General features: G+C 72.4%; 24 protein-coding genes. 18 read left to right on the top strand and 6 right to left on the bottom strand.

Translation table 11 applies throughout. The features are described from left to right. The first annotated feature begins 94 nt into the window (after positions 1–94). From LEL83_RS07065 to LEL83_RS07055, 3 genes are all read left to right on the top strand, one after another. Positions 95–2,587 (top strand): ATP-binding protein, encoded by a 2,493-nt coding sequence (locus LEL83_RS07065; protein ID WP_225558274.1) that lies wholly within the window; start codon positions 95–97, stop codon positions 2,585–2,587. Beyond that, a complete protein-coding gene (locus LEL83_RS07060) occupies positions 2,584–3,267 on the top strand; it encodes a response regulator (protein ID WP_225558273.1) in 684 nt (227 codons plus the stop codon). Before LEL83_RS07065 ends, LEL83_RS07060 begins: the two co-directional genes overlap by 4 nt. A 127-nt stretch (positions 3,268–3,394) precedes the next feature. Next, positions 3,395–3,889: a helix-turn-helix domain-containing protein gene (locus tag LEL83_RS07055; protein ID WP_225558272.1), complete on the top strand. Its 495-nt coding sequence runs from the start codon at positions 3,395–3,397 to the stop codon at positions 3,887–3,889. On the opposite strand, the gene LEL83_RS07050 is transcribed toward LEL83_RS07055, so the two are convergent. Further along, the gene (locus tag LEL83_RS07050; RefSeq protein ID WP_225558271.1) at positions 3,873–4,718 is read right to left on the bottom strand and encodes a helix-turn-helix transcriptional regulator; all 846 of its coding nucleotides are present in this window, start codon (positions 4,716–4,718) and stop codon (positions 3,873–3,875) included. The two genes, LEL83_RS07055 and LEL83_RS07050, sit on opposite strands and share 17 nt — an antisense overlap. Positions 4,719–4,829: 111 nt before the next feature. On the opposite strand from LEL83_RS07050, the gene hxlB reads away from it, so the two are divergent. From hxlB to LEL83_RS07030, 4 genes are all read left to right on the top strand, one after another. After that, on the top strand, positions 4,830–5,393 hold the full coding sequence (hxlB, locus tag LEL83_RS07045; RefSeq protein WP_225558270.1) for a 6-phospho-3-hexuloisomerase: 564 nt from the start codon (positions 4,830–4,832) through the stop codon (positions 5,391–5,393). An 11-nt stretch (positions 5,394–5,404) separates the two neighbouring features. Then, entirely contained in the window at positions 5,405–6,028 is a 624-nt protein-coding gene (hxlA, locus tag LEL83_RS07040) for a 3-hexulose-6-phosphate synthase (RefSeq protein ID WP_225558269.1), read from the top strand. Positions 6,029–6,165: 137 nt separating this feature from the next. Next, positions 6,166–7,254 carry a bifunctional GNAT family N-acetyltransferase/class I SAM-dependent methyltransferase gene (locus LEL83_RS07035; protein WP_225558268.1) on the top strand — a complete coding sequence of 363 codons (1,089 nt, stop codon included), beginning with the start codon at positions 6,166–6,168 and terminating at the stop codon, positions 7,252–7,254. Continuing rightward, positions 7,251–7,973 (top strand): alpha/beta hydrolase, encoded by a 723-nt coding sequence (locus LEL83_RS07030; protein WP_225558267.1) that lies wholly within the window; start codon positions 7,251–7,253, stop codon positions 7,971–7,973. Before LEL83_RS07035 ends, LEL83_RS07030 begins: the two co-directional genes overlap by 4 nt. 72 nt (positions 7,974–8,045) lie before the next feature. Here the strand turns inward: LEL83_RS07030 and LEL83_RS07025 are convergent, their stop codons facing one another. Continuing rightward, positions 8,046–9,401 carry an APC family permease gene (locus tag LEL83_RS07025; RefSeq protein ID WP_225558266.1) on the bottom strand — a complete coding sequence of 452 codons (1,356 nt, stop codon included), beginning with the start codon at positions 9,399–9,401 and terminating at the stop codon, positions 8,046–8,048. Positions 9,402–9,603: 202 nt separating this feature from the next. Here LEL83_RS07025 and LEL83_RS07020 point away from each other — a divergent pair, with 202 nt between their 5' ends. From LEL83_RS07020 to budC, 3 genes are all read left to right on the top strand, one after another. Further along, positions 9,604–10,365, top strand: coding sequence for an HAD family hydrolase (locus LEL83_RS07020; RefSeq protein WP_225558265.1), 762 nt, complete (start codon positions 9,604–9,606; stop codon positions 10,363–10,365). Positions 10,366–10,417: 52 nt separating this feature from the next. Next, on the top strand, positions 10,418–12,928 hold the full coding sequence (locus LEL83_RS07015) for a glycoside hydrolase family 65 protein (protein ID WP_225558264.1): 2,511 nt from the start codon (positions 10,418–10,420) through the stop codon (positions 12,926–12,928). 180 nt (positions 12,929–13,108) lie between these two features. Next, on the top strand, positions 13,109–13,876 hold the full coding sequence (gene budC / locus LEL83_RS07010; protein ID WP_225558263.1) for a meso-2,3-butanediol dehydrogenase: 768 nt from the start codon (positions 13,109–13,111) through the stop codon (positions 13,874–13,876). 50 nt (positions 13,877–13,926) lie between these two features. On the opposite strand, the gene LEL83_RS07005 is transcribed toward budC, so the two are convergent. Both LEL83_RS07005 and LEL83_RS07000 read right to left on the bottom strand, forming a co-directional pair. After that, positions 13,927–14,163, bottom strand: coding sequence for a VOC family protein (locus LEL83_RS07005; RefSeq protein ID WP_225558262.1), 237 nt, complete (start codon positions 14,161–14,163; stop codon positions 13,927–13,929). A 20-nt stretch (positions 14,164–14,183) separates the two neighbouring features. Continuing rightward, positions 14,184–14,699, bottom strand: a complete 516-nt coding sequence (locus LEL83_RS07000) for a DUF1697 domain-containing protein (protein WP_225558261.1) — start codon at positions 14,697–14,699, stop codon at positions 14,184–14,186. Positions 14,700–14,784: 85 nt separating this feature from the next. Between LEL83_RS07000 and LEL83_RS06995 the strand changes: the two genes are divergently transcribed. After that, the gene (locus LEL83_RS06995) at positions 14,785–15,357 is read left to right on the top strand and encodes an ArsR/SmtB family transcription factor (protein WP_225558260.1); all 573 of its coding nucleotides are present in this window, start codon (positions 14,785–14,787) and stop codon (positions 15,355–15,357) included. Continuing rightward, positions 15,354–16,598, top strand: coding sequence for an MFS transporter (locus LEL83_RS06990; protein WP_225558259.1), 1,245 nt, complete (start codon positions 15,354–15,356; stop codon positions 16,596–16,598). Before LEL83_RS06995 ends, LEL83_RS06990 begins: the two co-directional genes overlap by 4 nt. 58 nt (positions 16,599–16,656) lie before the next feature. Here LEL83_RS06990 and LEL83_RS06985 read toward each other — a convergent pair whose 3' ends face one another. Then, complete coding sequence (locus LEL83_RS06985; RefSeq protein WP_198657049.1) at positions 16,657–16,920, bottom strand: hypothetical protein; 264 nt, start codon at positions 16,918–16,920, stop codon at positions 16,657–16,659. Positions 16,921–17,054: 134 nt separating this feature from the next. Here LEL83_RS06985 and LEL83_RS06980 point away from each other — a divergent pair, with 134 nt between their 5' ends. Continuing rightward, entirely contained in the window at positions 17,055–17,507 is a 453-nt protein-coding gene (locus LEL83_RS06980) for a hypothetical protein (protein ID WP_198657048.1), read from the top strand. 221 nt (positions 17,508–17,728) lie between these two features. Here LEL83_RS06980 and LEL83_RS06975 read toward each other — a convergent pair whose 3' ends face one another. Further along, positions 17,729–19,204, bottom strand: coding sequence for an NCS2 family permease (locus tag LEL83_RS06975; protein WP_198657047.1), 1,476 nt, complete (start codon positions 19,202–19,204; stop codon positions 17,729–17,731). A 157-nt stretch (positions 19,205–19,361) separates the two neighbouring features. Here LEL83_RS06975 and folE point away from each other — a divergent pair, with 157 nt between their 5' ends. The 5 genes from folE to LEL83_RS06950 all read left to right on the top strand — a co-directional run bounded on the left by folE (position 19,362) and on the right by LEL83_RS06950 (position 22,990). After that, positions 19,362–19,973, top strand: coding sequence for a GTP cyclohydrolase I (gene folE, locus LEL83_RS06970; protein ID WP_225558290.1), 612 nt, complete (start codon positions 19,362–19,364; stop codon positions 19,971–19,973). Continuing rightward, entirely contained in the window at positions 19,970–20,887 is a 918-nt protein-coding gene (gene folP, locus LEL83_RS06965) for a dihydropteroate synthase (RefSeq protein ID WP_225558258.1), read from the top strand. Before folE ends, folP begins: the two co-directional genes overlap by 4 nt. Then, a complete protein-coding gene (locus LEL83_RS06960; protein ID WP_225558257.1) occupies positions 20,884–21,633 on the top strand; it encodes a pyrimidine reductase family protein in 750 nt (249 codons plus the stop codon). The genes folP and LEL83_RS06960 overlap by 4 nt, the downstream gene beginning before the upstream one ends. 72 nt (positions 21,634–21,705) lie before the next feature. Next, positions 21,706–22,359, top strand: coding sequence for an HAD-IA family hydrolase (locus LEL83_RS06955; RefSeq protein WP_225558256.1), 654 nt, complete (start codon positions 21,706–21,708; stop codon positions 22,357–22,359). An 88-nt stretch (positions 22,360–22,447) separates the two neighbouring features. Beyond that, a complete protein-coding gene (locus LEL83_RS06950; RefSeq protein ID WP_198657044.1) occupies positions 22,448–22,990 on the top strand; it encodes a type 1 glutamine amidotransferase domain-containing protein in 543 nt (180 codons plus the stop codon). Positions 22,991–23,003: the final 13 nt, after the last annotated feature.

The raw sequence follows: 23,003 nt of genomic DNA, 5'->3' as shown, positions 1-23,003 counted from the left end.
GCTCAGCGGGGCGCGATGACCGCACGGGGGCGCGATCCCGCTCTGCGCGCGGCGCAGCCCCCGCGTCGGCCCGTCGACGCGAGAGGATGAGCACGTGAAGCGCGGGAAGCTGCGGGTCCTGCTCGGTGCGGCGCCCGGTGTCGGCAAGACCTACACGATGCTCGAAGAAGGGCGTCGGCTGCTCGACGAGGGTCGCGACGTGGTCGTGGCCGTCGTCGAGACGCACGAGCGCGCCGCCACCGCAGCGCTGGTGGACGGGCTCGAGGTCGTGCCACGCCGCACCGTCGTGCACCGCGGGGTCGAACTCGACGACCTCGACCTGGACGCCGTCATCGCCCGGGCACCCGAGATCGCCCTCGTCGACGAACTCGCGCACACGAACGCCCCCGGTGGCCGGCACGAGAAGCGCTGGCAGGACGTCGAGGCGCTCCTCGCCGCCGGGATCTCCGTGGTGAGCACCGTCAACGTGCAGCACATGCAGTCCCTCGGCGACGTCGTGCGCGAGATCACCGGCACCGTGCAGCGCGAGACCGTCCCCGACGCCGTGGTGCGTGCGGCCGACCAGATCGAGGTCGTGGACCTCGCCCCGGCAGCCCTGCGCGAGCGGCTCTCCGACGGGCTCGTGTACCCGGCGGCCCGGATCGACGCCGCGCTGTCGAACTACTTCCGACTCGGCAACCTCACCGCCCTGCGCGAGATCGCCCTGCTCTGGTTGGCCGACGAGGTCGACGACGCGCTCAAGGCCTACCGCGCCGAGCACGGCATCGAGCACCGGTGGGAGACCCGCGAGCGGGTGCTCGTCGCCCTGACCGGCGGTCCCGAGGGCGAGACCCTGCTCCGCCGCGGGGCGCGCATCGCCGCCCGGAGCGCCGGTGGTGAGCTCGCCGCCGTGCACGTCACCACGAACGACGGGCTGCGCGAACGGCACCCCGGCGCGCTCGGCACCCAGCGCACCCTGCTCGAACAGCTCGGTGGCACGTACCACCAGGTCGTCGGCGACGACGTGCCGAGCACCCTCGTCCGGTTCGCCCGCTCGATCGACGCCACCCAGATCGTGATCGGCGTGAGCCGCCGCAGTCGTCTGGCGGCCGCCATGACCGGTCCCGGCATCGGCAACACCGTCATCCGTGAGTCCGGCGACATCGACGTGCACGTCGTCACGCACGAGCGGGCCGGCGGTGGGATCACCCTGCCCAAGCTCGGCGGCAGCCTGTCGCGCGGCCGGATCGTCGCCGCGTTCGTGCTCTCGCTCCTGGTCGGCCCGCTGCTCACCTGGGCGCTGTCGTTCGGCAGCGACCCGGACGCCATCACCGTGGACGTTCTGGCGTACCAGCTGCTCGTGCTCGTCGTGGCCCTCGTCGGCGGGATGTGGCCGGCCGTCTTCACGGCGGTGCTGTCCGGCCTGAGCCTCGACTACTTCTTCGTGCAACCCCTCTACATGGTCACCGTCCAGCAGCCGTGGCACCTGTTCGCCCTGGTGATGTACGTGATCAGTGCGGTGCTCGTCAGCTTCGTGGTCGACCGGTCCGCCCGGCGGTCGCGTGCGGCACGTCGGGCATCGGCCGAGTCCGGGCTGCTGATGGGCATCGCCGGCAGCGTGCTCCGCGGCGACGACGCCCTGCAGGCCCTGCTCGACCGCACCCGAGAGGCCTTCGGCTTCGCCGGGGTCCGGATCCGCCAGGGCGACGAGGTACCGGCCACGTCCGGGACGTTCGGTGCGACGCCGGACGCGACCACGAGCCTCCCGTCCGGTGCCGTCCTGGAGTTCGCGGGCGCGCCCGACGACCCCACCCAGCGCCGTCTGCTGCGCGTCGTCGAGCAGCAGCTCGACGCGGCCGTCGAGCACCGCGAGCTGACGCGGACGGCCGTGGGCGCCGAGCGCATCGCCGCCGCGGACCGCGTCCGCAGCGCGCTGCTCGCGGCCGTCGGCCACGACGTGCGCCGACCCATCGCAGCGGCCTCCGCCGCCGTCCAGACGCTGCGTGCGCCCGACATCGAGCTGTCGCGACCCGACCGGGAGGCGCTGCTCGCGACCGCCGACGAGAGCCTCGGTCAGCTGGCGGTGCTGTTGGCCGACCTGCTCGACGTCAGTCGTGTGCAGGCCGGGGTCCTCGCGGTCACCCCCGCGTCGATCGCGCTCGAGACGGTGGTCGCCCCCGCACTCGACGAGCTCGAGCTCGGCCCCGATGACGTGGACCTCGACCTGCCCGCCGACCTGCCGCCGGTGCTCGCCGACCCGGTGCTGCTGCAGCGGGTCGTCGTGAACCTGCTCGCGAACGCCGCGCGGTACGCACCCGACGGCACCCACGTCCGGGTCGCGGCGAGCGCCTTCGCCGGCGGGGTCGAACTCCGCGTCGCCGACCACGGCCCCGGCATCCCGGAGGACCGCCGCGGCGAGGTGTTCCAACCGTTCCAGCGCCTGGGCGACACGGACAACGACACCGGTCTGGGGCTCGGGCTTGCGCTCGCGCGCGGGTTCACCGAGGGCATGGGCGGCACGATCGAGGTCGACGACACCCCGGGCGGTGGGCTCACCGTGGTGGTGCGCCTGCCGATCGCCGGGCACGTGGGAGTGGAGGTCCGATGAAGGTCCTGATCGCCGACGACGACGCGCAGCTCGTCCGGGCGCTCGCCGTCACGCTCGCGGCACGGGGGTACGACGTCGTCACCGCCAGGGACGGGCGCGAGGCCATCGACGCCGTCATCACGGAACGCCCCGACCTGGTGCTGCTCGACCTCGGGATGCCCCGGCTCGACGGCATCGGTGTGCTCGAGGGCGTCCGTGCCTGGTCACAGGTGCCGGTCCTGGTGCTCTCCGGCCGGACCGACTCGTCGGACAAGGTCGACGCGCTCGACGCCGGGGCCGACGACTACGTGACGAAGCCGTTCCAGATGGACGAGCTGCTCGCCCGGCTGCGGGCACTCGGACGGCGGCGGGTGATTGCGTCGGAGGAGACCCCGACCATCGCGATCGGCTCGCTGCTCGTGGACCTCGTCGCGAAGCAGGTGACCCCGGCCGAGGGGCCGGCCATCCGACTGACGCCGACCGAGTGGCGTCTGCTCGAGGTCCTGGTCACGAACCCGGACCGCCTGATGACCCGCGAGATGCTCCTGACCGAGGTCTGGGGTCCGACGCACGGCAACGACTCCGGGTACCTGCGGCTCTACATGGCCCAGCTTCGGCGGAAGCTCGAGCCGGACCCCGCGCACCCTCGCTACCTGGTCACCGAGTCGGGCATGGGCTACCGCTTCGCTCCCGCCGGCTGAGGCGCAGACGCGCGGCGGGCCGTCGGCCGGGTGGCGGCGAGCTGTCCGGCCGGTGGCGTCCGGCTGTCGTGCACGTGGCGGGTCCCTGTCGTGGTGGGTCGTCGGGCGGATCCCTAGTGTTCAGGACATGAACGAGATGCGGATCGGGGAGCTCCGGCGACTGCGGGGCTGGACCCAGGAACGACTGGCGGAGCAGAGCGGCGTCGCCGTCCGCACGATCCAGCGGATGGAGAGCGGCAGGGACGTCAGCCTGGAGACCCTGTCGGCGGTGGCGGCAGCACTCGAGGTCCCCGTCCGCGACCTGTTCGTCACCGAGGAACCGGCCTCGCTCGACCCCGGGGTGCGCGGTCTGGACGAGCGCGCGGAGCGCCAGCAGGTGCAGCGCGAAGCAGCGACCCGCGGCTGGGAGTACCTGTACGCGGGCGTCGGCATCCTCGTGACCCTCGGCACCATCGCACTCATCGGCGCGGACGTCTGGGTCGGGGCGGCGATCTTCGTCATCCCGGCGTACTGGGCCGGCGGCGCGGTGCTCGCGAGGTTCCTGATGGCGGCCGTCGTGGAGCCCGCGCTCGACCGGCGGTACCCGTTGTCGCGGTCGCGCCGCGTCACGCCCGGGAACTGAAGGCCGCGAGCTCCGCACGGGTCCGGGCGCCGTGCTTCCGGAGCAGGTTCGCCACGTGGTACTTGACGGTGTTGACGCTGATGCCGAGTCCGTCGGCGATCTCCCGGTTGCCGACACCCGTCGCGACGAGTCGGAGCACCTCGCGCTCCCGTGGGGTCAGGTCACCGTCGTCGGCCGCGTCCACCTCGGTCGGGCGGGGGTCGAGCGGCAGCGTGATGTCGAGCACGGACCCCCACCCCGGTGTGCTCGCCACCTGCACCCGGCCGTCGAGCGTGACGACCCGTTCGGCGATCGGCCGCATCGCGTCGTCGTGCACGTCGAGGGTGCCGGAGCCGTCGTCGCGGAGCTGCATGAGCAGGTTGCGGCCGTCGCAGTCCCACTGGATCCGCACCCGGTCCGCCGCACCGTCGTCGACGAGCGCGAGCACCGCGGTGCGGACGATCGCCCGGGCCGCGTGGGCGACGTCGCCGGGCAGGGCACGACCGGTGGCGGGCGGTTCGACGAACTGCACGTCGAGGTCGCCGAACCGGACGAGGGGCCGCAGGTCGGCACGGAGCCGCGAGAACGCCCCGGTGACGGGCTCGAGCAGGGTGCTGCGCTGGTGGTCCGTCTCGGTGCGCAGGTCGACGAGTGCGGCGGAGGCGATCTCGACGGCCTCGGCGCGGGCGGCAGCGTCGGACACCCGCGGGGACCGCAGGACGGCCAGCACGGACTCGAGCGTCAGGGCGTGGCGGTCGGCCTGCTCGGCGACGGTCCTGGCGTGATCGGCGGCGGCGAGCCGACCGACGGACCCGTCCCGCGCCTCCAGGTCGGGTGCTGGTGCGTCCATGGGAGCCGAACCTACCCGTCCCACCCGTGCGGACAGGCCCACCCGATCGGACGGGCAGCCCGCCGACGCGGGTAGCGGCGCGGTGGAGCCCACGGCGGAAGGATCGAGGGCATGGCAGCAACCACCGTCTCCGCAGCGCTCGACCTGGTCGTCCGCGAGGTCGGCGACCTGGCAGCCCGCCTCGACGACGCCCCGGCCCAGCGCGCACTCGACCTGATCGAGGGCGCCGACCGGGTGTTCGTGCACGGCGCCGGGCGCTCCGGACTCGCCCTCCGCATGACGGCGATGCGCCTCATGCACCTCGGGCTCGATGCACATGTCGTCGGCGAGGTCACCACTCCGGCCATCCGTCAGGGTGACCTGCTCCTCGTCGCGAGCGGCTCGGGTACGACCACCGGCATCGTCCAGGCCGCGCGGACCGCGCACGAGGTCGGCGCGTCCGTCGTGGCGCTCTCGACCACCGCCGACTCCCCGCTCTCCGAGCTCGCCGACGTCACAATCGTGCTCCCCGCCGCGACCAAGACCGACCGCTCCGGCACGGCCTCGGCCCAGTACGCCGGGAGCCTGTTCGAACAGGCCGTCGCCCTGGTGGGCGACGCCGTGTTCCACGCCCTGTGGGCCCGAGGCGGGCAGTCCGCCGACGACCTCTGGCCCCGTCACGCCAACCTCGAATGAAAGGCATCCCCATGCAGCTCCAGTTCGCCATGGACACCCTGACCACCGAAGCCGCCCTCGAGCTCGCCGCCGCGGCCGCGCCGCACGTCGACGTCCTCGAGCTCGGCACGCCCCTGATCAAGAGCGCCGGCCTGTCCGCCGTCACCGCGATCAAGGAGGCCCACCCCGACAAGATCGTGTTCGCCGACCTCAAGACGATGGACGCCGGTGAGCTCGAGGCCGACATCGCCTTCTCGGCCGGTGCCGACCTGGTCACCGTGCTCGGTGTCGCCGGTGACTCGACGATCGTCGGCGCGGTGAAGGCCGCCAAGAAGCACGGCAAGGGCATCGTCGTCGACCTGATCGGCGTCTCCGACAAGGCCGCCCGTGCCCGCGAGGTCGTCGAGCTCGGCGCCGAGTTCGTCGAGGTCCACGCCGGGCTCGACGAGCAGGCGGAGGAGGGCTTCACGTTCTCGACGCTGCTCGACGCCGGCAAGGAGTCGGGTGTGCCGTTCTCGATCGCTGGCGGCGTGAACGCGTCGTCGGTCGCCTCGGTCCAGGAGGCCGGTGCCCGCATCGCCGTCGCCGGCAGTGCGATCTACAGCGCGTCGGACGTCGGCGCAGCCGCCGCCGAGATCCGCGCCGCGATCAAGTAGCGCGTCGCGGTCGCCCGCCTCGGGCGACACCGAGTGAGCAGAAGACGTCGAGTGCGACCACCGCACCCGGCGTCTTCTGCTCTCTCGCTGTGTCGGGTGCCCGCAACACCGCGCCTGCCGAGCGGTAGCGTCGGCGTGTGACGATCACACTGCGCCGGGTGACGCCGGACGACTGGAAGACCTGGCGGCCGGTCCGACTCGCGGCGCTCGCCGACTCCCCGGGAGCCTTCGGCTCGACGCTCGCCGACTGGGCAGACGCTCCATCGCACCGGTGGCGGGCCCGGCTCTCGATGCCCGGAGCGCTCGACCTGCTCGCCCAGACCGAGGACGGTTCCGTCGTCGGCATGGTGAGCGGGGTGACGGGCGAGGACCCAGGTACCGCTGGACTGATCTCGATGTGGGTCGACCCAGCCGCCCGGGGCCGGGGGATCGCCGCTGCGCTCATCCGTGCCGTCGCAACCTGGGCTGCGAGCACCGGAGCGCACCACCTCGAGCTGTCGGTTGCGTCGGACAACACCGCGGCCCGCCGCACGTACGAGCGCTGCGGCTTCACCGCGGTCGACGAGCCTGGGGACGCCCTGCCTGGCGGGCGGCGCGAGGTCGTGATGCGCCGTGACCTCACCGCCGAGCGCACGCTCGACGCCTACGAACGCGCGGCCGATCGCTACACGGATCGCACGGACGACCACCGCGCCGGCCTCGTCGACGACCTGCTCGCGCTCGTCCCCGTCGGGGCGCGGGTGCTCGAGCTCGGGTCCGGCCCGGGGCGGGACGCCCTCGCGCTCGAGGCCGCCGGGCTCGTGGTCGACCGGACGGACGGCGCGCGGTCGTTCGTCGAGACGCTGCGGAAGCAGGGGCACGAGGCACGCCTGCTCGACGTGCGCTCGGATGCGTTCGGCAGCCCGTACGACGCCGTGTTCGCGAACGCGGTGCTGCTGCACGTCGCACGGACGGAGCTCGGGGGCGTCCTCGTCCGGCTCCGTGACGCCGTGCGGCCGGGCGGCGTGCTGGCCACGACCGTGAAGCACGGCGACGGCGATGCGTGGAGCACCCGGAAGCTCGACCACGCCCGGCACTTCACCTACTGGGCGCCAGAGCCCCTCGCCGAGCTCGTCGCCCGCTCCGGGTGGGCCGACGTCGACGTCCGCGAGACGACGCGTCCGGAGGCCGACGAGCGGTGGCTCACCGTCGTCGCACGGCGCCCCCGGGAAGCAGGGACGCCGTGAACCGAGCACTGCGCGTGACCACCTGGACCGTCGCCGTGCTCGTGCTGCTCGTGGTGGTGTTCCTCGTCTGGGCGCACATCGTCATGCAGGGCACCCGCAGCGCGGCCCTGCAGGTCTGGCGCGACGACCGGGTCGCGGTGCGGGACGCGGGGGACTCGGTCGTGATGACGCCGACCGGGCAGGCCGACGGCGTCGGCATCGTTTTCATCCCGGGCGCGAAGGTCGACCCGTACGCCTACATGGCGACGTTCCGCCAGGTGGTCGCGAACGGCACGACCGTCGTCATCACGAAGCCGACGCTCAACCTCGCGTTCTTCGACACCCGCCCGCTGTCGACGTTCCAGGCGCACGCGCCCGAGGTCGCCCGCTGGGCGGTGGGCGGACACTCCCTCGGCGGGGTCCGCGCGTGCCAGCTCGCCCAGGACGCCGACGGCCTGCTCCTGCTCGGCAGCTACTGCGCCGACGACATCAGCCGTTCGTACGTCGACGTGCTGAGTGTCTCGGGCTCACGCGACGGGCTCTCGACCCCGGCGAAGGTCGACGCGGCGCGGCACCGGCTGCCGTCCACCGCGACCACGACCGAGGTCCAGGGGGCGAACCACGCCGACTTCGGCGCCTACGGCGACCAGCCGGGCGACCGGACGGCGACCATCAGCCCTGCTGATGCCCGCCAGCAGATCTCGGACGCCATCGAGGTCTGGGTGCGCGACCTGCGCTGACGACGCGCGACGACCGGCGGACGCACCACGGGCCTCCAGACCGTCTGCCTGGAGGCCCGTGGTGCGTGCGCGTCAGCGGATCACGCCCGCCTCGTGGTCGCGTCCGGAACGTCGCCCGGTGAACCGGGCGACGAAGTACAGCACCACACCGACGGCCAGCAGGATCGCCGCGTACAGCCAGACCTGACCGCTCTGCTGCGTGAGCAGCAGGATGCACGACAGCACGCCGAGCACGGGCACGAAGGTCCAGACCTTGAAGTGGTCGTGCTCGACGCGGTCGCGGCGGAGCACCAGGACGGCGACGTTCGTGCTGATGAACACGAAGAGCAGCAGGAGCACGACGGTCTCCGCCAGCACACCCACGTCACCGACCAGGGTGAGGAGCATCGCGACGACGGTGGTCGCGACGATCGCGGTCCACGGGGTCTTGCGGTTCGGCAGGACCTTCGCGAGCAGGGCGGGCAGGAGCCGCTGTTCCGCCATGCCGTAGGTGACACGGCTCGCCATGATCATCGTGAGCAGCGCGCCGTTCGCGACGGCGACCAGGGCGATGAGGCTGAACACCCAGGCCGGGATCGGGACTCCGGTGGCGGAGACGACGGCGAGCAGCGGGCCGCTCGACTCGGTCAGCTCCGAGGCCGGCAGGGCGATCGCGCTGGCGAGGGCGACGAGGACGTAGACGACGCCGGCGGTGGCGAGGGCGCCGAACAGGGCCTTCGGGTAGACCCGGCGGGGCTCGCGGACCTCCTCCGCGATGTTCGCCGAGGTCTCGAAGCCGACGAACGAGTAGTACGCGACGATCGCGGCGCTCAGGGTGGCGAGCGCGGGGTTCGCCTCGGCCGGGAAGGCACCGATGCGCGACACGTCGCCGCCACCGCCACCGAGCATCACGGCGACGACCACGATGACGATGACCAGGCCGGAAACCTCGATGATCGTCATCACGACGTTGCTCCTGAGCGAGTCCGAGATGCCTCGGGCGTTCAGGCAGGCGATCAGCGCGAGGAACACGATCGCGGTCGGCACCGGGGGCAGGTCGACGAAGGTGCCGAGGTAGTCGCCGGCGAACGCGAGCGACAGGCCCGCGGCGCTCGTGACACCGGCGGCGAGCATGCTGAACCCGACCAGGAACGAGACGATCGGGGTCTTGTAGGCGCGCTCGGCGAACACGGCGGCGCCGCCCGCCTTCGGGTACTTCGTCACGAGCTCGGCGTAGGAGCCCGCGGTGAGCAGGGCGAGCAGGAGCGCGAGGACGAGTGGTGCCCAGAGCGCCCCGCCGACGTCCTTCGCCAGGGTGCCCATCAGGGCGTAGATCCCGGCGCCGAGCACGTCGCCGAGGATGAAGAGGTACAGCAGTGGTCCGGTGATCGCCTGGCGGAGCTTCGACGGGGAGCCGTCGTGCGGCGGTGCCGCGGTGTCGCTGGTCATGGTGGTGCCTTCCGTCCGGGACAGCGTGCCGGTCCGGTCATCGGTGGATGCACAGGAGAGCCGGTGAACGCGGTGTTCCTCCCCACCGGGCGGGGTGCCGGTGCGCTCCACGGGCTGTGGGCGCGCCGCGACGTGCCACCTGGAGCGGTCCTAGACTCGTCGGGAGCCACACGTCCACCACCAGTCCCCTGGAGGACCGCAGATGACGACGCAGGACCAGCGCACCCCCGCGCGACTCGCCGACCAGCGAGCGCTCCTGTTCGACCTGGACGGGGTGCTCACCCCGACCGCCGACGTGCACATGCGCGCGTGGAGCCGACTCTTCACGCCCTACCTCGCCGCTCACGGCGTCGCGCCCTACACGGAGCAGGACTACTTCGACTCCATCGACGGCAAGCCGCGGTACGACGGCGTCCGCACCCTGCTCGCGTCGCGCGGCATCGTGCTGCCCGAGGGCACCCCCGACGACGACCCGACCGCGGACACCGTGTGCGGTCTCGGCAACCGCAAGAACGCGGAGTTCACCGCCGAGCTCGACGAGCACGGGGTCGAGCCGTACCCGGGGTCGCTGCGGTTCCTCACCGCCGCGATCGCCGCGGGGCTGTCCGTCGCGGTCGTCTCCAGCTCGGCGAACGCCACCTCGGTACTCCGGACCGCCGGCATCCTCGACCGGTTCCCGGTCGTCGTCGACGGGCTCGTCGCGCGACAGGACGGCCTGACCGGCAAGCCCGCGCCCGACACCTACCTCGATGCAGCCGGTCGGTTCGGTCTGACGGCGGCGGAGTGCGTCGTCGTCGAGGACGCCACCAGCGGGGTCGAGGCCGGCCGGAACGGGGCGTTCGGCCTGGTGATCGGTGTCGACCGCGGTGCCGGTGCCGACGCCCTGCGCGAGCACGGTGCCGACGTCGTCGTGACCGACCTCGCCGACCTGCTCGACGAGCTGCCCGCGCCCACCACGACGTAGGCCGGGCGGCCGGACCGACGCACCCCACTTCCCTCCATCCCCACGGAGCAGCATGAACCCCATCACCTCGGACCCGCTCGACCGCGTCCGCTACCCGATCGACGAGTGGGCGCTCGTCGAGACCGAGTACGCCCCCGACGAGCAGGGCGTCGCCGAGACGAACTTCGCCGTCGGCAACGGGTACCTCGGCCTGCGCGGCAACCTCGACGAGGGGCGCGGCGGTGTGCAGTACGGCACCTACATCAACGGGTTCCACGAGACCTGGCCGATCCGGCACGCCGAGGACGCCTTCGGCTTCGCGAAGACCGGGCAGACGATCATCAACGCCCCCGACGCCAAGGTCGTCCGGCTCTACGTCGACGACGAGCCGCTCGTGCTCGCCGAGGCCGACATCCTCCGCCACACGCGGCGGCTCGAGTTCCGCGGCGGCTACCTGTTCCGCGAGACCGAGTGGTCGACGCCGTCGGGCAAGCGCGTGCTCATCCGCTCCCGTCGCCTGGTGTCCTTCACCGACCGGCACCTGGCCGTCCTCGACTACGAGGTCACCGTGCTCGACGCCGACGCCTCGATCCTGCTGTCCAGCCAGATCCTCAACCGCCAGGACGTGCAGGACGAGTACCACGCGGGCATGCGGGCGGCGGCGAACGCCTTCGACCCCCGCAAGGCCGAGGCGTTCACCGACCGGGTGCTCGAGCCCAAGCTGAAGCGCAGCACCGGCGGCCGTTCGGTGCTCGGGTACCAGGCGTCGAGCTCCGGCATGACGATCTGCGTGGGGGTCGAGCACCACCTGGAGACCGAGAACAGCTGGGACGAGTCCTCGTCCATCGAGGACGACCTGGCGAAGCACGTGTACCGCGTGCAGGCGCGCGCCGGGCAGCCGATCCGGCTCGTGAAGCACGTGGTCTACCACACGTCCCGCGGCGTGCCGGTGCGGGAACTCGCCGACCGCTGCGACCGGACCCTCGACCGCGCGCACGCCGAGAACGTCGACGAGACCTTCGCCAAGCAGCGCGAGTGGCTCGACGACTACTGGGCCCGCAGCGACGTCGAGATCGCCGGACAGCCCGCGATCCAGCAGGCCGTCCGCTGGAACCTGTTCCAGCTCGCCCAGGCCACCGCGCGCACCGACGGCCACGGCATCGCCGCCAAGGGCGTCACCGGCTCCGGGTACGGCGGTCACTACTTCTGGGACATGGAGATCTACGTCCTGCCGTTCCTGTCGTACACGGCGCCGATCGTTGCGCGGAACGCTCTGCGCTTCCGCTACAACATGCTCGACGCGGCGCGGGCCCGGGCGCGCGAGCTGAACCAGCGCGGAGCCCTGTTCCCGTGGCGGACGATCAACGGCGAGGAGTCCAGCGCGTACTACGCGGCCGGCACCGCGCAGTACCACATCGACGCGGACATCGCGCATGCCCTCATGCAGTACGTGCGGGCCTCGGGCGACCGGGAGTTCCTGAAGCGCGGTGCCATCGACGTGCTGGTCGAGACCGCGCGCCTGTGGGCCGACCTGGGCTTCTGGCGGTCGAACGGCGACAAGAAGTTCCACATCGACGGCGTCACCGGGCCGGACGAGTACACGACCGTGGTCGACGACAACCTCTACACGAACGTGATGGCGCGGGCGAACCTGTGGTTCGCCGTCAACGCCTGCCGCGAGCTCGCCGCCGACGACGCCGAGGAGTACGACCGCATGGTGCGGCGGACCGGTCTGCGTGCGGACGAGCTGGTCGAGTGGGAGCACGCCGCCGAGTCGATGGAGATCCCCTTCGACCCGCACCGCGGCATCCACCCGCAGGACGCCCAGTTCCTCGACAAGGAACTCTGGGACCTCGAGAACACCCCGGACTCCAAGCGCCCGCTGCTGCTCCACTACCACCCGCTGGTGATCTACCGGTTCCAGGTGCTCAAGCAGGCGGACGTCGTGCTGGCGCTGTTCCTGCAGGGACACGAGTTCACGGCGGCCGAGAAGCGTCGCGACTTCGACTACTACGACGCGCTCACCACGGGCGACTCCACCCTGTCGGCGGTCGTGCAGTCGATCATGGCGGCCGAGGTCGGGTACCACGACCTCGCCGACCAGTACTTCCAGACCGCGCTCTACGTCGACCTGGCGGACCTGCACGGCAACACCTCGGACGGCGTGCACATCGCGTCGACCGGCGGCATCTGGGGTGCGCTCGTCAACGGCTTCGGCGGCATGCGCGACCACGGGGGACGCATGACGTTCAACCCGCGGCTGCCGCGCCACTGGGACCGCCTGACCTACCGCCTGACGGTGCACGGGTCGCGGGTCCGGGTCGACCTGGAGCAGGACACCATGACGTTCACGGTGGAGACCGGTTCGGGCGTCACCGTGTGGGTGCACAACCAGCAGTACGACGTCGAGGCCGGCGCGCCGACCGTCGTCGAGCTGCCCCACCAGGGGCCGCGGATGACCGGGCACGCCCCGACCACGAGCGACATCCAGGGCACGCTGCGCGCGGACGGCTCGGTGATCACGGCGTCGATCCCGACGATCTCGCTCGAGCGCGACTTCGACCTCGACGACTCGACCGGCTGACGCCTTCACCCCGCTGAGATCGCACTCCGCCCCGGTTCCGCCTCGCGGTGCCGGGGCGGAGTGCGATCTCGGGGCCGTCACCTCCGAACGCGCTCAGCCGCCCGGGGGCACGGTCGTGGTGTGCCCGTCGGGCCGACGGCGTCTCCCCGGGCACGGATCGTGCAACGAAGAGGAGACACCATGGGCAACAGGTTCGACGGCAAGGTCGCGATCGTCACGGGCGCCGGTTCCGGCATCGGTGAGGCGACCGCACGGGCGTTCATCGACGAAGGCGCCTCGGTCGTCCTGACCGACAGTGTCGAGGACAAGGTCCGCGCGGTCGGTGACTCGCTGCCGACCGACCGCGTGGTGGTGCTGCACGCGGACGTCGCCAGCCCCGAGGACTGGGAGACCGTCGTCGCCGCGGCGATCGACCGCTTCGACCGGCTCGACGTCCTGGTGAACAACGCCGGCACGTTCAGCTCCGGCGACATCACCGACATCAGCACCGCCGAGTGGCGCCGGGTCATCGAGACCGACCTGTCCGGGGTGTTCTACGGCACGCGGGCGGCGCTACCGTTCCTGCGCGAGACGAAGGGCTCGATCGTCAACACCTCGTCGGTCTCGGGTGAGGACGCCGACTGGCGGATGAGCCCGTACAACGCGGCCAAGGGCGGGGTCACGAACTTCACCAAGGCCGCGGCGCTCGACAACGGGCAGTTCGGTGTCCGGGTGAACGCCGTCGCGCCGGGACTCATCTGGACGGACCTGACCCAGCAGCAGGCCGAGGACGAGGAGCTGCAGGCGAAGTTCGCCGAGCGCGTCGCACTCGGCCGCGGAGGCCGCTCCGACGAGGTCGCCGCCGCCATCCTCTTCCTGGCGAGCGACAGCGCGTCGTTCGTCACCGGTGCCGTGTTGCCGGTCGACGGCGGCACCATGGCGAGCAACGGGCAGCCGCCGCAGGCGTAGGGACCGACGGCCCGGGCTGGTCGGTTGCGGTCACCGCCCGGCCGGCCCGGTCAGTCCGCGACGAGCTCGACCTTGATCCGCTCGGCGTCCTCGAGGAACGCAGCACGTTGGTCCGGGCCGCCGGCGAAGGGGTGGCGGTCCTCGTACAGGCGCGTCCACCCGTGCTCCGGCGCCTCGGCCCAGATGCGCTCGACGGTCGCCGCGTCGCCGGCGTGGAACCCGAGGGTCTCGAGCAGCCAGCCCCACGAGCCGACCACGGCCCGGAGGTCGGCGGTCCGGAGCTCCACGTGGTGGAGTCCCCCTGCGCTCACAGCAGCTTCCGGAGCGTGTTCGCGTTGCGGGTCGTCGTCGTGCGCTTGAAGCGTGCGGCACCGACCCGCTTCGCGAACGGGGTGTCCGTGCTCGAGCCCCTGGGGCAGGACCAGTAGACGACGCCCGACCCGCGCGCGACCCGCTCGACGGAGTCGTCGAGCTCGAGGTCGGCGAGCAGCGCGTCGAGGGCATCGTCGTCCGAGCCGAACACCACGTAGTCGTGCCGGTCCTCGGACGCCTCGAACGGGAACCCGTCGACGATCGCGGCGAGGTCCTGGTGCGGGACGAGCACGATCCACGCGTCGTACCCGAAGCGCTCGCGCAGCGCCCGCTCGATCGACGTCTTCAACTCGTCCGCGGGCACGTCGGCGGAGAACACGACGTTGCCCGAGGCGAGCACGGTCCGGACGTCCTGGAGTCCGAGTTCGCGGAACAGTTCGGCCAGCTCGGCGCTCCGGATCGTGATGCCGTTCACGTTGACCCCGCGCAACAGGGCGATCCACTTGGTCATGCGGGAACCGTAGCGCTGATGTGGAGCAACCTCACGGTCCACAAGAACTGTTGCACAACGTGTCTTGTGTAGTTACTGTCGGTCCGTGACCACCCGTGAACTCGACGACGCCGCGCACATGCGCGCCCTCGCCCACCCGACCCGACTGCGGATCGTCGGCCTCCTGCGCACAGGAGGGCCCCAAACCGCGGCGATGCTCGGGGACGAGATCGACGAGGCCCCGGGGACCATCAGCTACCACTGTCGGCGCCTTGCAGAGGCCGGTTTCATCGAGCCCGCCCCAGAGCTCGGTGCGGACCGACGGGAACGTTGGTGGCGCGCCACGGACGACCGCACCTCGTGGGCGCTCGCCGACACGTTCGACGACCCGGAGCGGATGCTCGCCGCCACGGCGCTGGGCCAGACCGTCGCCCAGGCGTACGCGGCGGAGTACGAGCGGTTCCTCGTACAGGCACCGGCGCTGGGGCGCGACTGGGTGACGGCATCGACCAGTTCCGACGAGGTCCTCCGGCTCACCCCCGACGAACTCGCCGCGCTCGGCGTCGAACTCCGCACCGTGCTCGACCGGTGGGTCCCCGTCAGTGACGCGCACGCGTCGGGGGACGGCTCCGAGCGCATCATGGCCGTCACGCAGAGCTACCGCCTGGTGGGACGGTGAGTGCCCGTGCCAGCCTGGGGGCGCTGCTCGCGGTGCAGGTCGTGTCGCGGACCGGCAACGTGGTCACGACGGTGGCCGTCCCGTTCGCCGTCCTCGCGAGGGGCGGGTCGGCGACGGACGTCGGGATCGCCGCGTTCGCCGCCACGGTGCCGATCGTCCTCGGCGGCCCCTTCGGCGGGGCGCTCGTCGAACGGTTCGGCTTCGTCCGGTCAAGCGTCGCGTCGGACGTCGTCAGTGGTGCAACCCTCCTCGCGATGCCGGTGCTCGCGTGGACCGTGGGGTTGCCCTTCTGGGCACTCCTGGCGCTCGTCTTCGTCAGCGGGTTGTTCGACCTACCCGGGGAGTCCGCACGACGGGTCCTGCTGCCGGGGCTGGCGAGGGCGGCCGGGGTGCCGCTCGAACGGGCGGTGGGACACTTCGAGGCGTCGCAGCGCCTGTCGGTCCTCATCGGAGCCCCGGTCGGTGGGCTGCTCGTCGCGGCTGCCGGACCGATGGCGGCACTCGCCTGCACGGCAGCGGCGTTCGCGACGGCGGCGCTGCTCGCGGCGGTCCTGGTGCGACAGGCGGAGGAGGCGTCCGCCGAGGGCACCGGTGCGGCCCCACGCTCCGGCTACTGGCAGGACATCGCCGAAGGGTTCCGGTTCTGCGTCCGCGACCCCTTCTTCCGGCTCGTGGTGGCCCTCGTGCTCGTCACCAACCTGCTCGACGCGGCCCGGTCGACCACGCTGCTCCCGCTGTACGCCGACGACGTCCTCGGCGGTGCGCAGGCGCTCGGGTTCGTCTCGGGGACGTTCGGCGGTGCAGCGTTCCTCGGTTCGGTGGCCTTCGGCTACGTCGCACACCGTGTTCCTCGGCGCCTCACGTTCGTGCTGTGCTTCGTGCTCGCCGGTGGGCCGTCGCTCCTGGTGCCGGCCCTCGGTCTCGGGTTGCCGTGGATGCTCGCCGGGGCCGCGACGTCGGGGCTGGCGGCGGGAGCCCTCAACCCGATCCTCGGCGCGGTGGAGCTCGAGCGCATCCCGGAGCACATGCGTGCGCGTGTGTTCGGCCTGCTCGGTGCCGGGACCTGGGCAGGGATCCCGATCGGCGGGCTGCTCGCCGGATTCGCCGCCGACGGCGCCGGGGTGCAGGCGACGTTCGGTGTGGTCCTCGTGCTCTACACCGTGGTGACGCTCGCGCCGCTCACCGGGGGCGCCTGGCGGCTGATGGAGCGACCGGCGGCGGCGGACCGGGTCGCCGCCTAGCGGCCCCCGACACCGCTGCAGCCGGCAGCTGCCCTGGTGCCGCCCCGGTCGGGGCCGCTCACGTCCACGTCCGAGCGACGCCCCACCCGTCGCCCTCGGGCACGATGTCCACGACGAGCGACTCGCCGTCCTCGGCGGTGGCCTGGAACCGCCACCCCACCGTCCGTTCCGGCGCGTGGGTGATCGCGGTGGGCAGTTCGGCACGGGTCACGGTCAGTCGGGTGGGGGTGTCGCTCACCCGCCATCGCCGTCCGGCCCACACCATCCGGGTCGGCGTCGCGTGGGACCACCACACCGTGGCGGTCGTGTCGGTGATCAGCATCGGGCTCTCCTCGTTCGAACGTGTGTTCGAATGGTAGGTGCCGACCCCTGACGTCGCAACCGGTGGTGGCGCACGTCGGCGGGTCGTGGACGAAGCCCTCGTCGGTCGCAGACGCCGTCGTGTAGACGGGTGCCATGACGAACGACGCACAGGGTCCCGACGCACGCCACCAGGTCCCCGAGGGGGTGTCCGAAGCCACGGTCGAGGCGCTCGGCACGCTGTCCGCCGCGGTCGAGGTCATCGAGCACGCCCGCGGCCTGCTCTACGGCTTCCACCGGCTGACCGGCACCGCCGACCTGAACATCGGCGAGGCCGTCGAGCAGCTGCGGAAGGCCGGGCACACCGAGCTCGCCGACCGCATCGACACCGAGCTCGTGGGCCGCAACGTCATCGAGGGGCGCTGGACGTTCCAGATCGTCGAGGACTACGACGACGGCTACTACGCCCTGGCCAAGGAGCTCGAGCGGACCGCGCGCGACGAGCTCGTGCAGGGCCGCCGTCACCTGTTCGAGGCGAGCATGAAGGAAGACCGTCGCACCCAGGCGCAGCGCCACCACGAGGCGACGCCGAGCGACCTGCCGGACTGACACCGCGCCTCCAGTCCGACGCGCCGACGCGCGAACGCGACCGACGCGCCGGCGGAAGACGCCGGCGTCAGCGGAAGACGCCCCGGAACCGTCGAGACGCCGCCGATCCCGGCGGCGTCTCGACGACACGACGGCGTCTTGCGCCAAGCCCGGCCAGGCCCAACCCAGCCCAGCTAGGCCCGACCCAGCCAAGCCCGCCCAGCGGGCCCGCCCGGACCGCGTCAGCCGACGCCGAGCAGCGCCTCCAGCGGCCCGCGCGCGAAGTACAGCAGGAAGCCCGCGGCGACGACGTAGAGCAGCCACGAGACCTCACGCCCGCGGCCGGACAGCAGCTTGATGAGCACCCAGCTGACGAAGCCGGCGCCGATGCCGTTCGCGATCGAGTAGGTCAGCGGCATCACGACGATCGTCAGGAACGCCGGCAGGGCTGCGCCGAAGTCCGTCCACGAGATGTCGGCGACCTGCGCGACCATGAGTGCACCGACGACGACGAGTCCGGCGGCGGCGACCTCGAGCGGGACGACCTGGGTCAGCGGCGTGAGGAACATCGACGCCAGGAACAGCAGGCCGGTGACGACGGAGGCCATGCCCGTGCGGGCGCCCTCGCCGATGCCGGAGGCCGAGTCGATGAAGACCGTGTTCGACGACACCGAGGCGCCACCGCCGGCGATCGCGCCGACGCCCTCGACGACGAGCGCCGACTTCAGGCGGGGGAACGTGCCGTCGGGCTGCGCGACGCCGGCGGCCTTGGCCAGGCCGGTCATGGTGCCCATGGCGTCGAAGAAGTTCGTGAAGACGAGGGTGAAGACGAGCATCGACGCGGCGAGCGGACCGATGCGGGTGAAGGCGCCGAAGACGTCGGCGTGACCGACGAGCGACAGGTCCGGCACGGCGAACAGCGCGCTCGGCAGGCCGGGGGCGTTGAGGTTCCAGCCGGTCTTCGAGTCCACCGAGGTCGGCACCTGGAAGATCGCCTGCAGGATGATCGCGATGATCGTCGTCGCGACGATGCCGATGAGCAGCGCGCCCTTCACCCGGCGGGCCATGAGCGTGCCGATGATGACCAGACCGATCAGGAACACGATGGTCGGCAGCGCACCGACGGAGCCGTCCTCACCGAGCTGCAGCGGCGGCGACGCCATGCCGGAGGACCGGACGAACCCGGAGTCGACGAGCCCGATGAACGCGATGAACAGGCCGATGCCGACGGTGATCGCGGCCTTGAGCTGGGCCGGCACGGCGGTGAAGATCATCGTCCGGATCCCGGTCAACGCCAGGACCACGATGACCACGCCGTTGATGACGACCAGACCCATCGCCTCGGCCCAGGTGACCTGCTGCACGACGCTGACGGCCAGGAACGAGTTGATCCCGAGCCCCGCCGCGATGCCGAACGGCAGGTTCGCGATGATGCCCATCGCGATGGTCATGACACCGGCGACGAGGCCGGTGGCCGCGGCCACCTGAGCGTTCTCGAGCCAGCCGCCGTCGACGTCCCTGGCGGCCTGGTCGGCGCTGAACCCACCCAGGATCAGGGGGTTGAGGATGACGATGTACGCCATCGTCACGAAGGACACGACCCCACCGCGGACCTCGCGGGGGATCGACGACCCGCGTTGCGTGATGGCGAAGAATCGGTCGAGGCCGGTCGCGAAGCGGTTCCGGGGCGTGGTGTCGGTCTGCGGGGCGCTCACCACGAGAGTTTAGAGGACGCTGGGTTTCGGGCGTGTCACACCGGTCTCACAGGTTGCACCGGCCGGGAGGCCCGCCCCGCGTCGTGCGCGCACCTCGCGCTGGGCATCCGCTCGCGTTCTGCGGCCAGGACTGGTGTTGGATGAGCGGGTGACGTCACGCATGGACCGTGCCCGTGTGGAGGCCGCCGTGCGCGAGCTGCTGCTCGCCATCGGCGAGGACCCTGACCGCCCGGAACTCACCCGTACCCCCGCCCGCGTCGCGGACTCGTACGCCGAGTTCTTCGCGGGCATCGGCACCGACGCCGTCGCCATCGCCCGGGACGGCACGGTGCACGCCGAGGACGGCGAACGCGGCCGGCTCGTGATCGTCCGCGACGTCAAGTTCCGTTCGGTCTGCGAGCACCACCTGCTGCCGTTCCTCGGGGTCGCCCACCTGGCGTACGCACCGGGGGACCGGCTGATCGGGCTCGGCACGCTGGCACGGGTGCTCGACGCGGTGGCCTCGCGGCCGCAGCTGCAGGAACGCCTGGGTGAACAGGTCGCCGCGACCATCGCCGAGGGGCTCGGCGCCGAGGGGGTCCTCGTGGTCCTCGATGCGCAGCACCAGTGCGTCACGACGCGTGGGGAGCGGCAGACCGACTCGACGACCGTCACGGTGGCCGCCACCGGCTCGCTCGCCGAGGCCGCCGGCCGCGCCGAGGCCATCGCGCTCATCGGCACGGGGCGTGCGACCGACGCCGGGCACGACGCGAGTGCCGGGGCGGACGCATGACGGGCCTCCCGTCCGCGGGAGGACCCGGCTGGGTCGTCCCGGAGCTGCGCCACCCGGTGCGCACGATCGGCCGCCGCACCATCGACTTCGACCACCGGATCGCCGTCATGGCGATCGTGAACCGCACGCCGGACTCGTTCCACGACCGCGGTGCGACCTTCGAGCTCGACCGCGCCGTCGCCGCCTCGGTCCGGGCCGCCGAGCAGGGCGCCGACTGGGTCGACATCGGCGGCGTGAAGTTCGCCCCCGGTCCGGAGCTGCCCGCGGCCGACGAGATCGAGCGCGTGGTCCCCGTCGTGTCCCAGCTCGCGGACGAGTCCGACGTCGTCATCTCGGTCGACACGTTCCGGCCCGAGGTCGCGGCGGCCGCGATCGCCGCGGGCGCGAGCGTGATCAACGACACGACCGGGCTGTCCGACCCACGGATGGCCGCCGTCGTCGCGGACTCCGACGCCACCGTCGTCATCACGCACTCCCTCGCCGAACCGCGGCGGCCCCTGCCAGCACCGCCGCAGTACCCCGACATCACCGCGTCGGTCGTGGCCTTCCTGCGCGAACGGGTCGACCGGGCGCTCGCCGCGGGCATCCCGGAGTCGCGGATCATCGTCGACCCCGGGCACGACCTGCACAAGAACACGGTGCACACCCTGGAGCTGACCCGACGGCTGCCCGAGGTCGTCGCCCTCGGGTACCCGGTGCTCGCCGCGGTGTCGAACAAGGACTTCGTGGGGGAGTCGCTCGGGCGCCCTCGCGGCGAGCGGCTGTCCGGGTCGCTCGCCGTCGCGACCGTGAGCGCGATGCTCGGCGCGCGGATCGTCCGCATGCACGACGTGGCCGAGAGCGTCGACGCGATGCGCATGGTCGAGGCGACGCTCGGGTGGCGCACCCCCGTGGAATCGAGGCACAACACGTGAACGTCCTGCCCCCGTCGATCGCGGAGCTGTCCGACGACGACCTCATCACGCTCTACACCACCGACGCCGGGGACCCCTGGCTGCGGGTGAACTTCGTCGCGACGCTGGACGGCTCCGCCTCGGCCGCCGGGGTGTCCGGAGCGCTCGGGGGCGACGACGACCTGCGCGTCTTCGACCTGCTGCGTCGGGTGGCCGACGTCGTGCTCGTCGCCGCCGGCACGGTCCGCGACGAGGGCTACGGGCCGATGGTCCTGCACGACGCCGACGTGACCTGGCGGCGCGCGCACGGCCTGCCCGACCACCCGGTGTTCGCGATCGTGACGGGGTCGGGCTCGCTCGACCCGTCCTCGCGGGTGTTCACCGAGGCGCCGGTGCGCCCGGTCGTGCTGACCTCGGCGGAGGGCGCCGCCTCGGAGCGGGGTCGGGCGCTCGCCGAGGTCGCCGACGTGGTGTCCTGCAGCACGGACGAGCACCCGGACACCGTGGACGTGGGCACGATCCGGGCGGCCCTGGTCGCCCGCGGGCTGCGCACCGTCCACTGCGAGGGCGGGCCGTCGTTCCTCGGGGCGCTCGTCGCGGCGGACGCGGTCGACGAGCTGACCCTGACGATCGACCCGACGCTCGAGGGCGGCGAGGGCCCGCGGATCGCCCGTGGTTCGTCCCCGGAGCTCCGGCGGATGCGGCCGACGCACGTGCTGCGCGGGGCCGGCGACGTGCTGCTCACCCGGTACGTGCGGGCCCGGTGAACCCGGGGCGGCCGGCGGGGTCGGGTCGCTCGGGCCCGGCGACACCCGGGGCGGTCGACTAGGGTCGGCGGCGTGATCGACATCGTGGTGTCCGGGGTCCTCTTCGACATGGACGGCACCCTCGTCGACTCGACGGCGGTGGTCGAGGCCACGTGGACCGACTTCGGGCACGAGCACGGCGTCGACCCGGACGAGATCCTGGCGTTCTCGCACGGCCGCCAGGCGATCGACACGGTGCGGCGCTTCCTGCCCGACCTGGCCGCCGACGAGCAGCAGCGGATCGTCGCCGCGCTGGTCGCCCGCGAGACCGCCGCCACCGACGGGATCCTCGCGCTCCCCGGAGCCGTGATGTTCGTGCAGCGGCTCGCCGAGCTCGGCGTGCCGGTCGCCCTGGTGACGAGCGCGCCGCGCGAGCTCGCCGCCGGGCGGATGGCGGCGGCCGGCCTCGACCTGCCCGAGGCCTTCGTCCCGTCGGAGGACATGGAGCGCGGCAAGCCGCACCCCGAGGGGTACCTGCGCGGCGCGGAGCTGCTCGGGGTCGACCCCGCGCACTGCGTCGCCTTCGAGGACGCCCCGGCCGGGCTCGAGTCCGCCGTCGCCTCGGGTGCCACCACGGTCGTCGTCGGCCCGCTCGAGGCCCCGGTCACCGTCGGGCTGCACCGGGTGTCCGACTACACCGGCCTGTCGGTCGAGCGCGACGGGGACGCCTTCCGCATCCGGGGCTGATCGTCCCCGCCGTCTGCACACGCGTCCAGCGGCGGCGGACGATCCTGGTCGCTGCGGCCGGAAGCACCGGGCCGCGGAAGGAGCGATCATGGCAACCCTCGACGGCAAGAAGGTCCTCGTCATCGCGACGAACTACGGCGTGGAGCAGGACGAGATCGTCGTCCCCACCGAGCAGCTGCGTGAGCGCGGTGCAACGGTGACCGTGGCGGCGCAGCAGTCCGGGTCGATCGACACCCTGGTCGGCGACAAGGACCCGGGCACGTCCCTCGAGCCGGACACCACCATCGCCGGTGTCAACGTGAGCGGCTTCGACGCCCTCGTCATCCCCGGTGGCACCATCAACGCCGACACCCTGCGGCAGGACCGCTCGGCGATCTCGCTGGTCACGGCCTTCGCCGAGGCGAACAAGCCCGTCGCGGCGATCTGCCACGGCCCGTGGGCGCTCGTCGAGGCCGGTGTGCTGCCCGGCAGGACGATCACGTCGTTCCCGTCGCTGCAGACCGACGTCCGCAACGCCGGCGCCGAGTGGGTCGACCAGGAGGTCCAGGTCGACGGCGGCTTCATCACCTCGCGCACCCCGGACGACCTGCCGGCCTTCGTCGACGCGATCGAGCGGGCGCTGACGGCCTGATCTGGCCCGGACG

It is taken from the genome of Curtobacterium oceanosedimentum (genome assembly GCF_020297365.1).
Lineage (GTDB): Bacteria > Actinomycetota > Actinomycetes > Actinomycetales > Microbacteriaceae > Curtobacterium.
Note: the sequence above shows the minus strand (reverse complement) of the source record. Positions and strands in the feature narration are given on the sequence as shown.

What these genes read in the sequence shown, in the direction of transcription:
- LEL83_RS07060 (WP_225558273.1), top strand. Translation starts at nt 2,584, where the DNA reads ATGAAGGTCCTGATCGCCGACGACGACGCGCAGCTCGTCCGGGCGCTC.
- LEL83_RS07055 (WP_225558272.1), top strand. Translation starts at nt 3,395, where the DNA reads ATGAACGAGATGCGGATCGGGGAGCTCCGGCGACTGCGGGGCTGGACC.
- LEL83_RS07050 (WP_225558271.1), bottom strand. Translation starts at nt 4,718, where the DNA reads ATGGACGCACCAGCACCCGACCTGGAGGCGCGGGACGGGTCCGTCGGT.
- hxlB (WP_225558270.1), top strand. Translation starts at nt 4,830, where the DNA reads ATGGCAGCAACCACCGTCTCCGCAGCGCTCGACCTGGTCGTCCGCGAG.
- hxlA (WP_225558269.1), top strand. Translation starts at nt 5,405, where the DNA reads ATGCAGCTCCAGTTCGCCATGGACACCCTGACCACCGAAGCCGCCCTC.
- LEL83_RS07025 (WP_225558266.1), bottom strand. Translation starts at nt 9,401, where the DNA reads ATGACCAGCGACACCGCGGCACCGCCGCACGACGGCTCCCCGTCGAAG.
- LEL83_RS07020 (WP_225558265.1), top strand. Translation starts at nt 9,604, where the DNA reads ATGACGACGCAGGACCAGCGCACCCCCGCGCGACTCGCCGACCAGCGA.
- LEL83_RS07015 (WP_225558264.1), top strand. Translation starts at nt 10,418, where the DNA reads ATGAACCCCATCACCTCGGACCCGCTCGACCGCGTCCGCTACCCGATC.
- budC (WP_225558263.1), top strand. Translation starts at nt 13,109, where the DNA reads ATGGGCAACAGGTTCGACGGCAAGGTCGCGATCGTCACGGGCGCCGGT.
- LEL83_RS07000 (WP_225558261.1), bottom strand. Translation starts at nt 14,699, where the DNA reads ATGACCAAGTGGATCGCCCTGTTGCGCGGGGTCAACGTGAACGGCATC.
- LEL83_RS06985 (WP_198657049.1), bottom strand. Translation starts at nt 16,920, where the DNA reads ATGCTGATCACCGACACGACCGCCACGGTGTGGTGGTCCCACGCGACG.
- LEL83_RS06980 (WP_198657048.1), top strand. Translation starts at nt 17,055, where the DNA reads ATGACGAACGACGCACAGGGTCCCGACGCACGCCACCAGGTCCCCGAG.
- folE (WP_225558290.1), top strand. Translation starts at nt 19,362, where the DNA reads ATGGACCGTGCCCGTGTGGAGGCCGCCGTGCGCGAGCTGCTGCTCGCC.
- folP (WP_225558258.1), top strand. Translation starts at nt 19,970, where the DNA reads ATGACGGGCCTCCCGTCCGCGGGAGGACCCGGCTGGGTCGTCCCGGAG.
- LEL83_RS06950 (WP_198657044.1), top strand. Translation starts at nt 22,448, where the DNA reads ATGGCAACCCTCGACGGCAAGAAGGTCCTCGTCATCGCGACGAACTAC.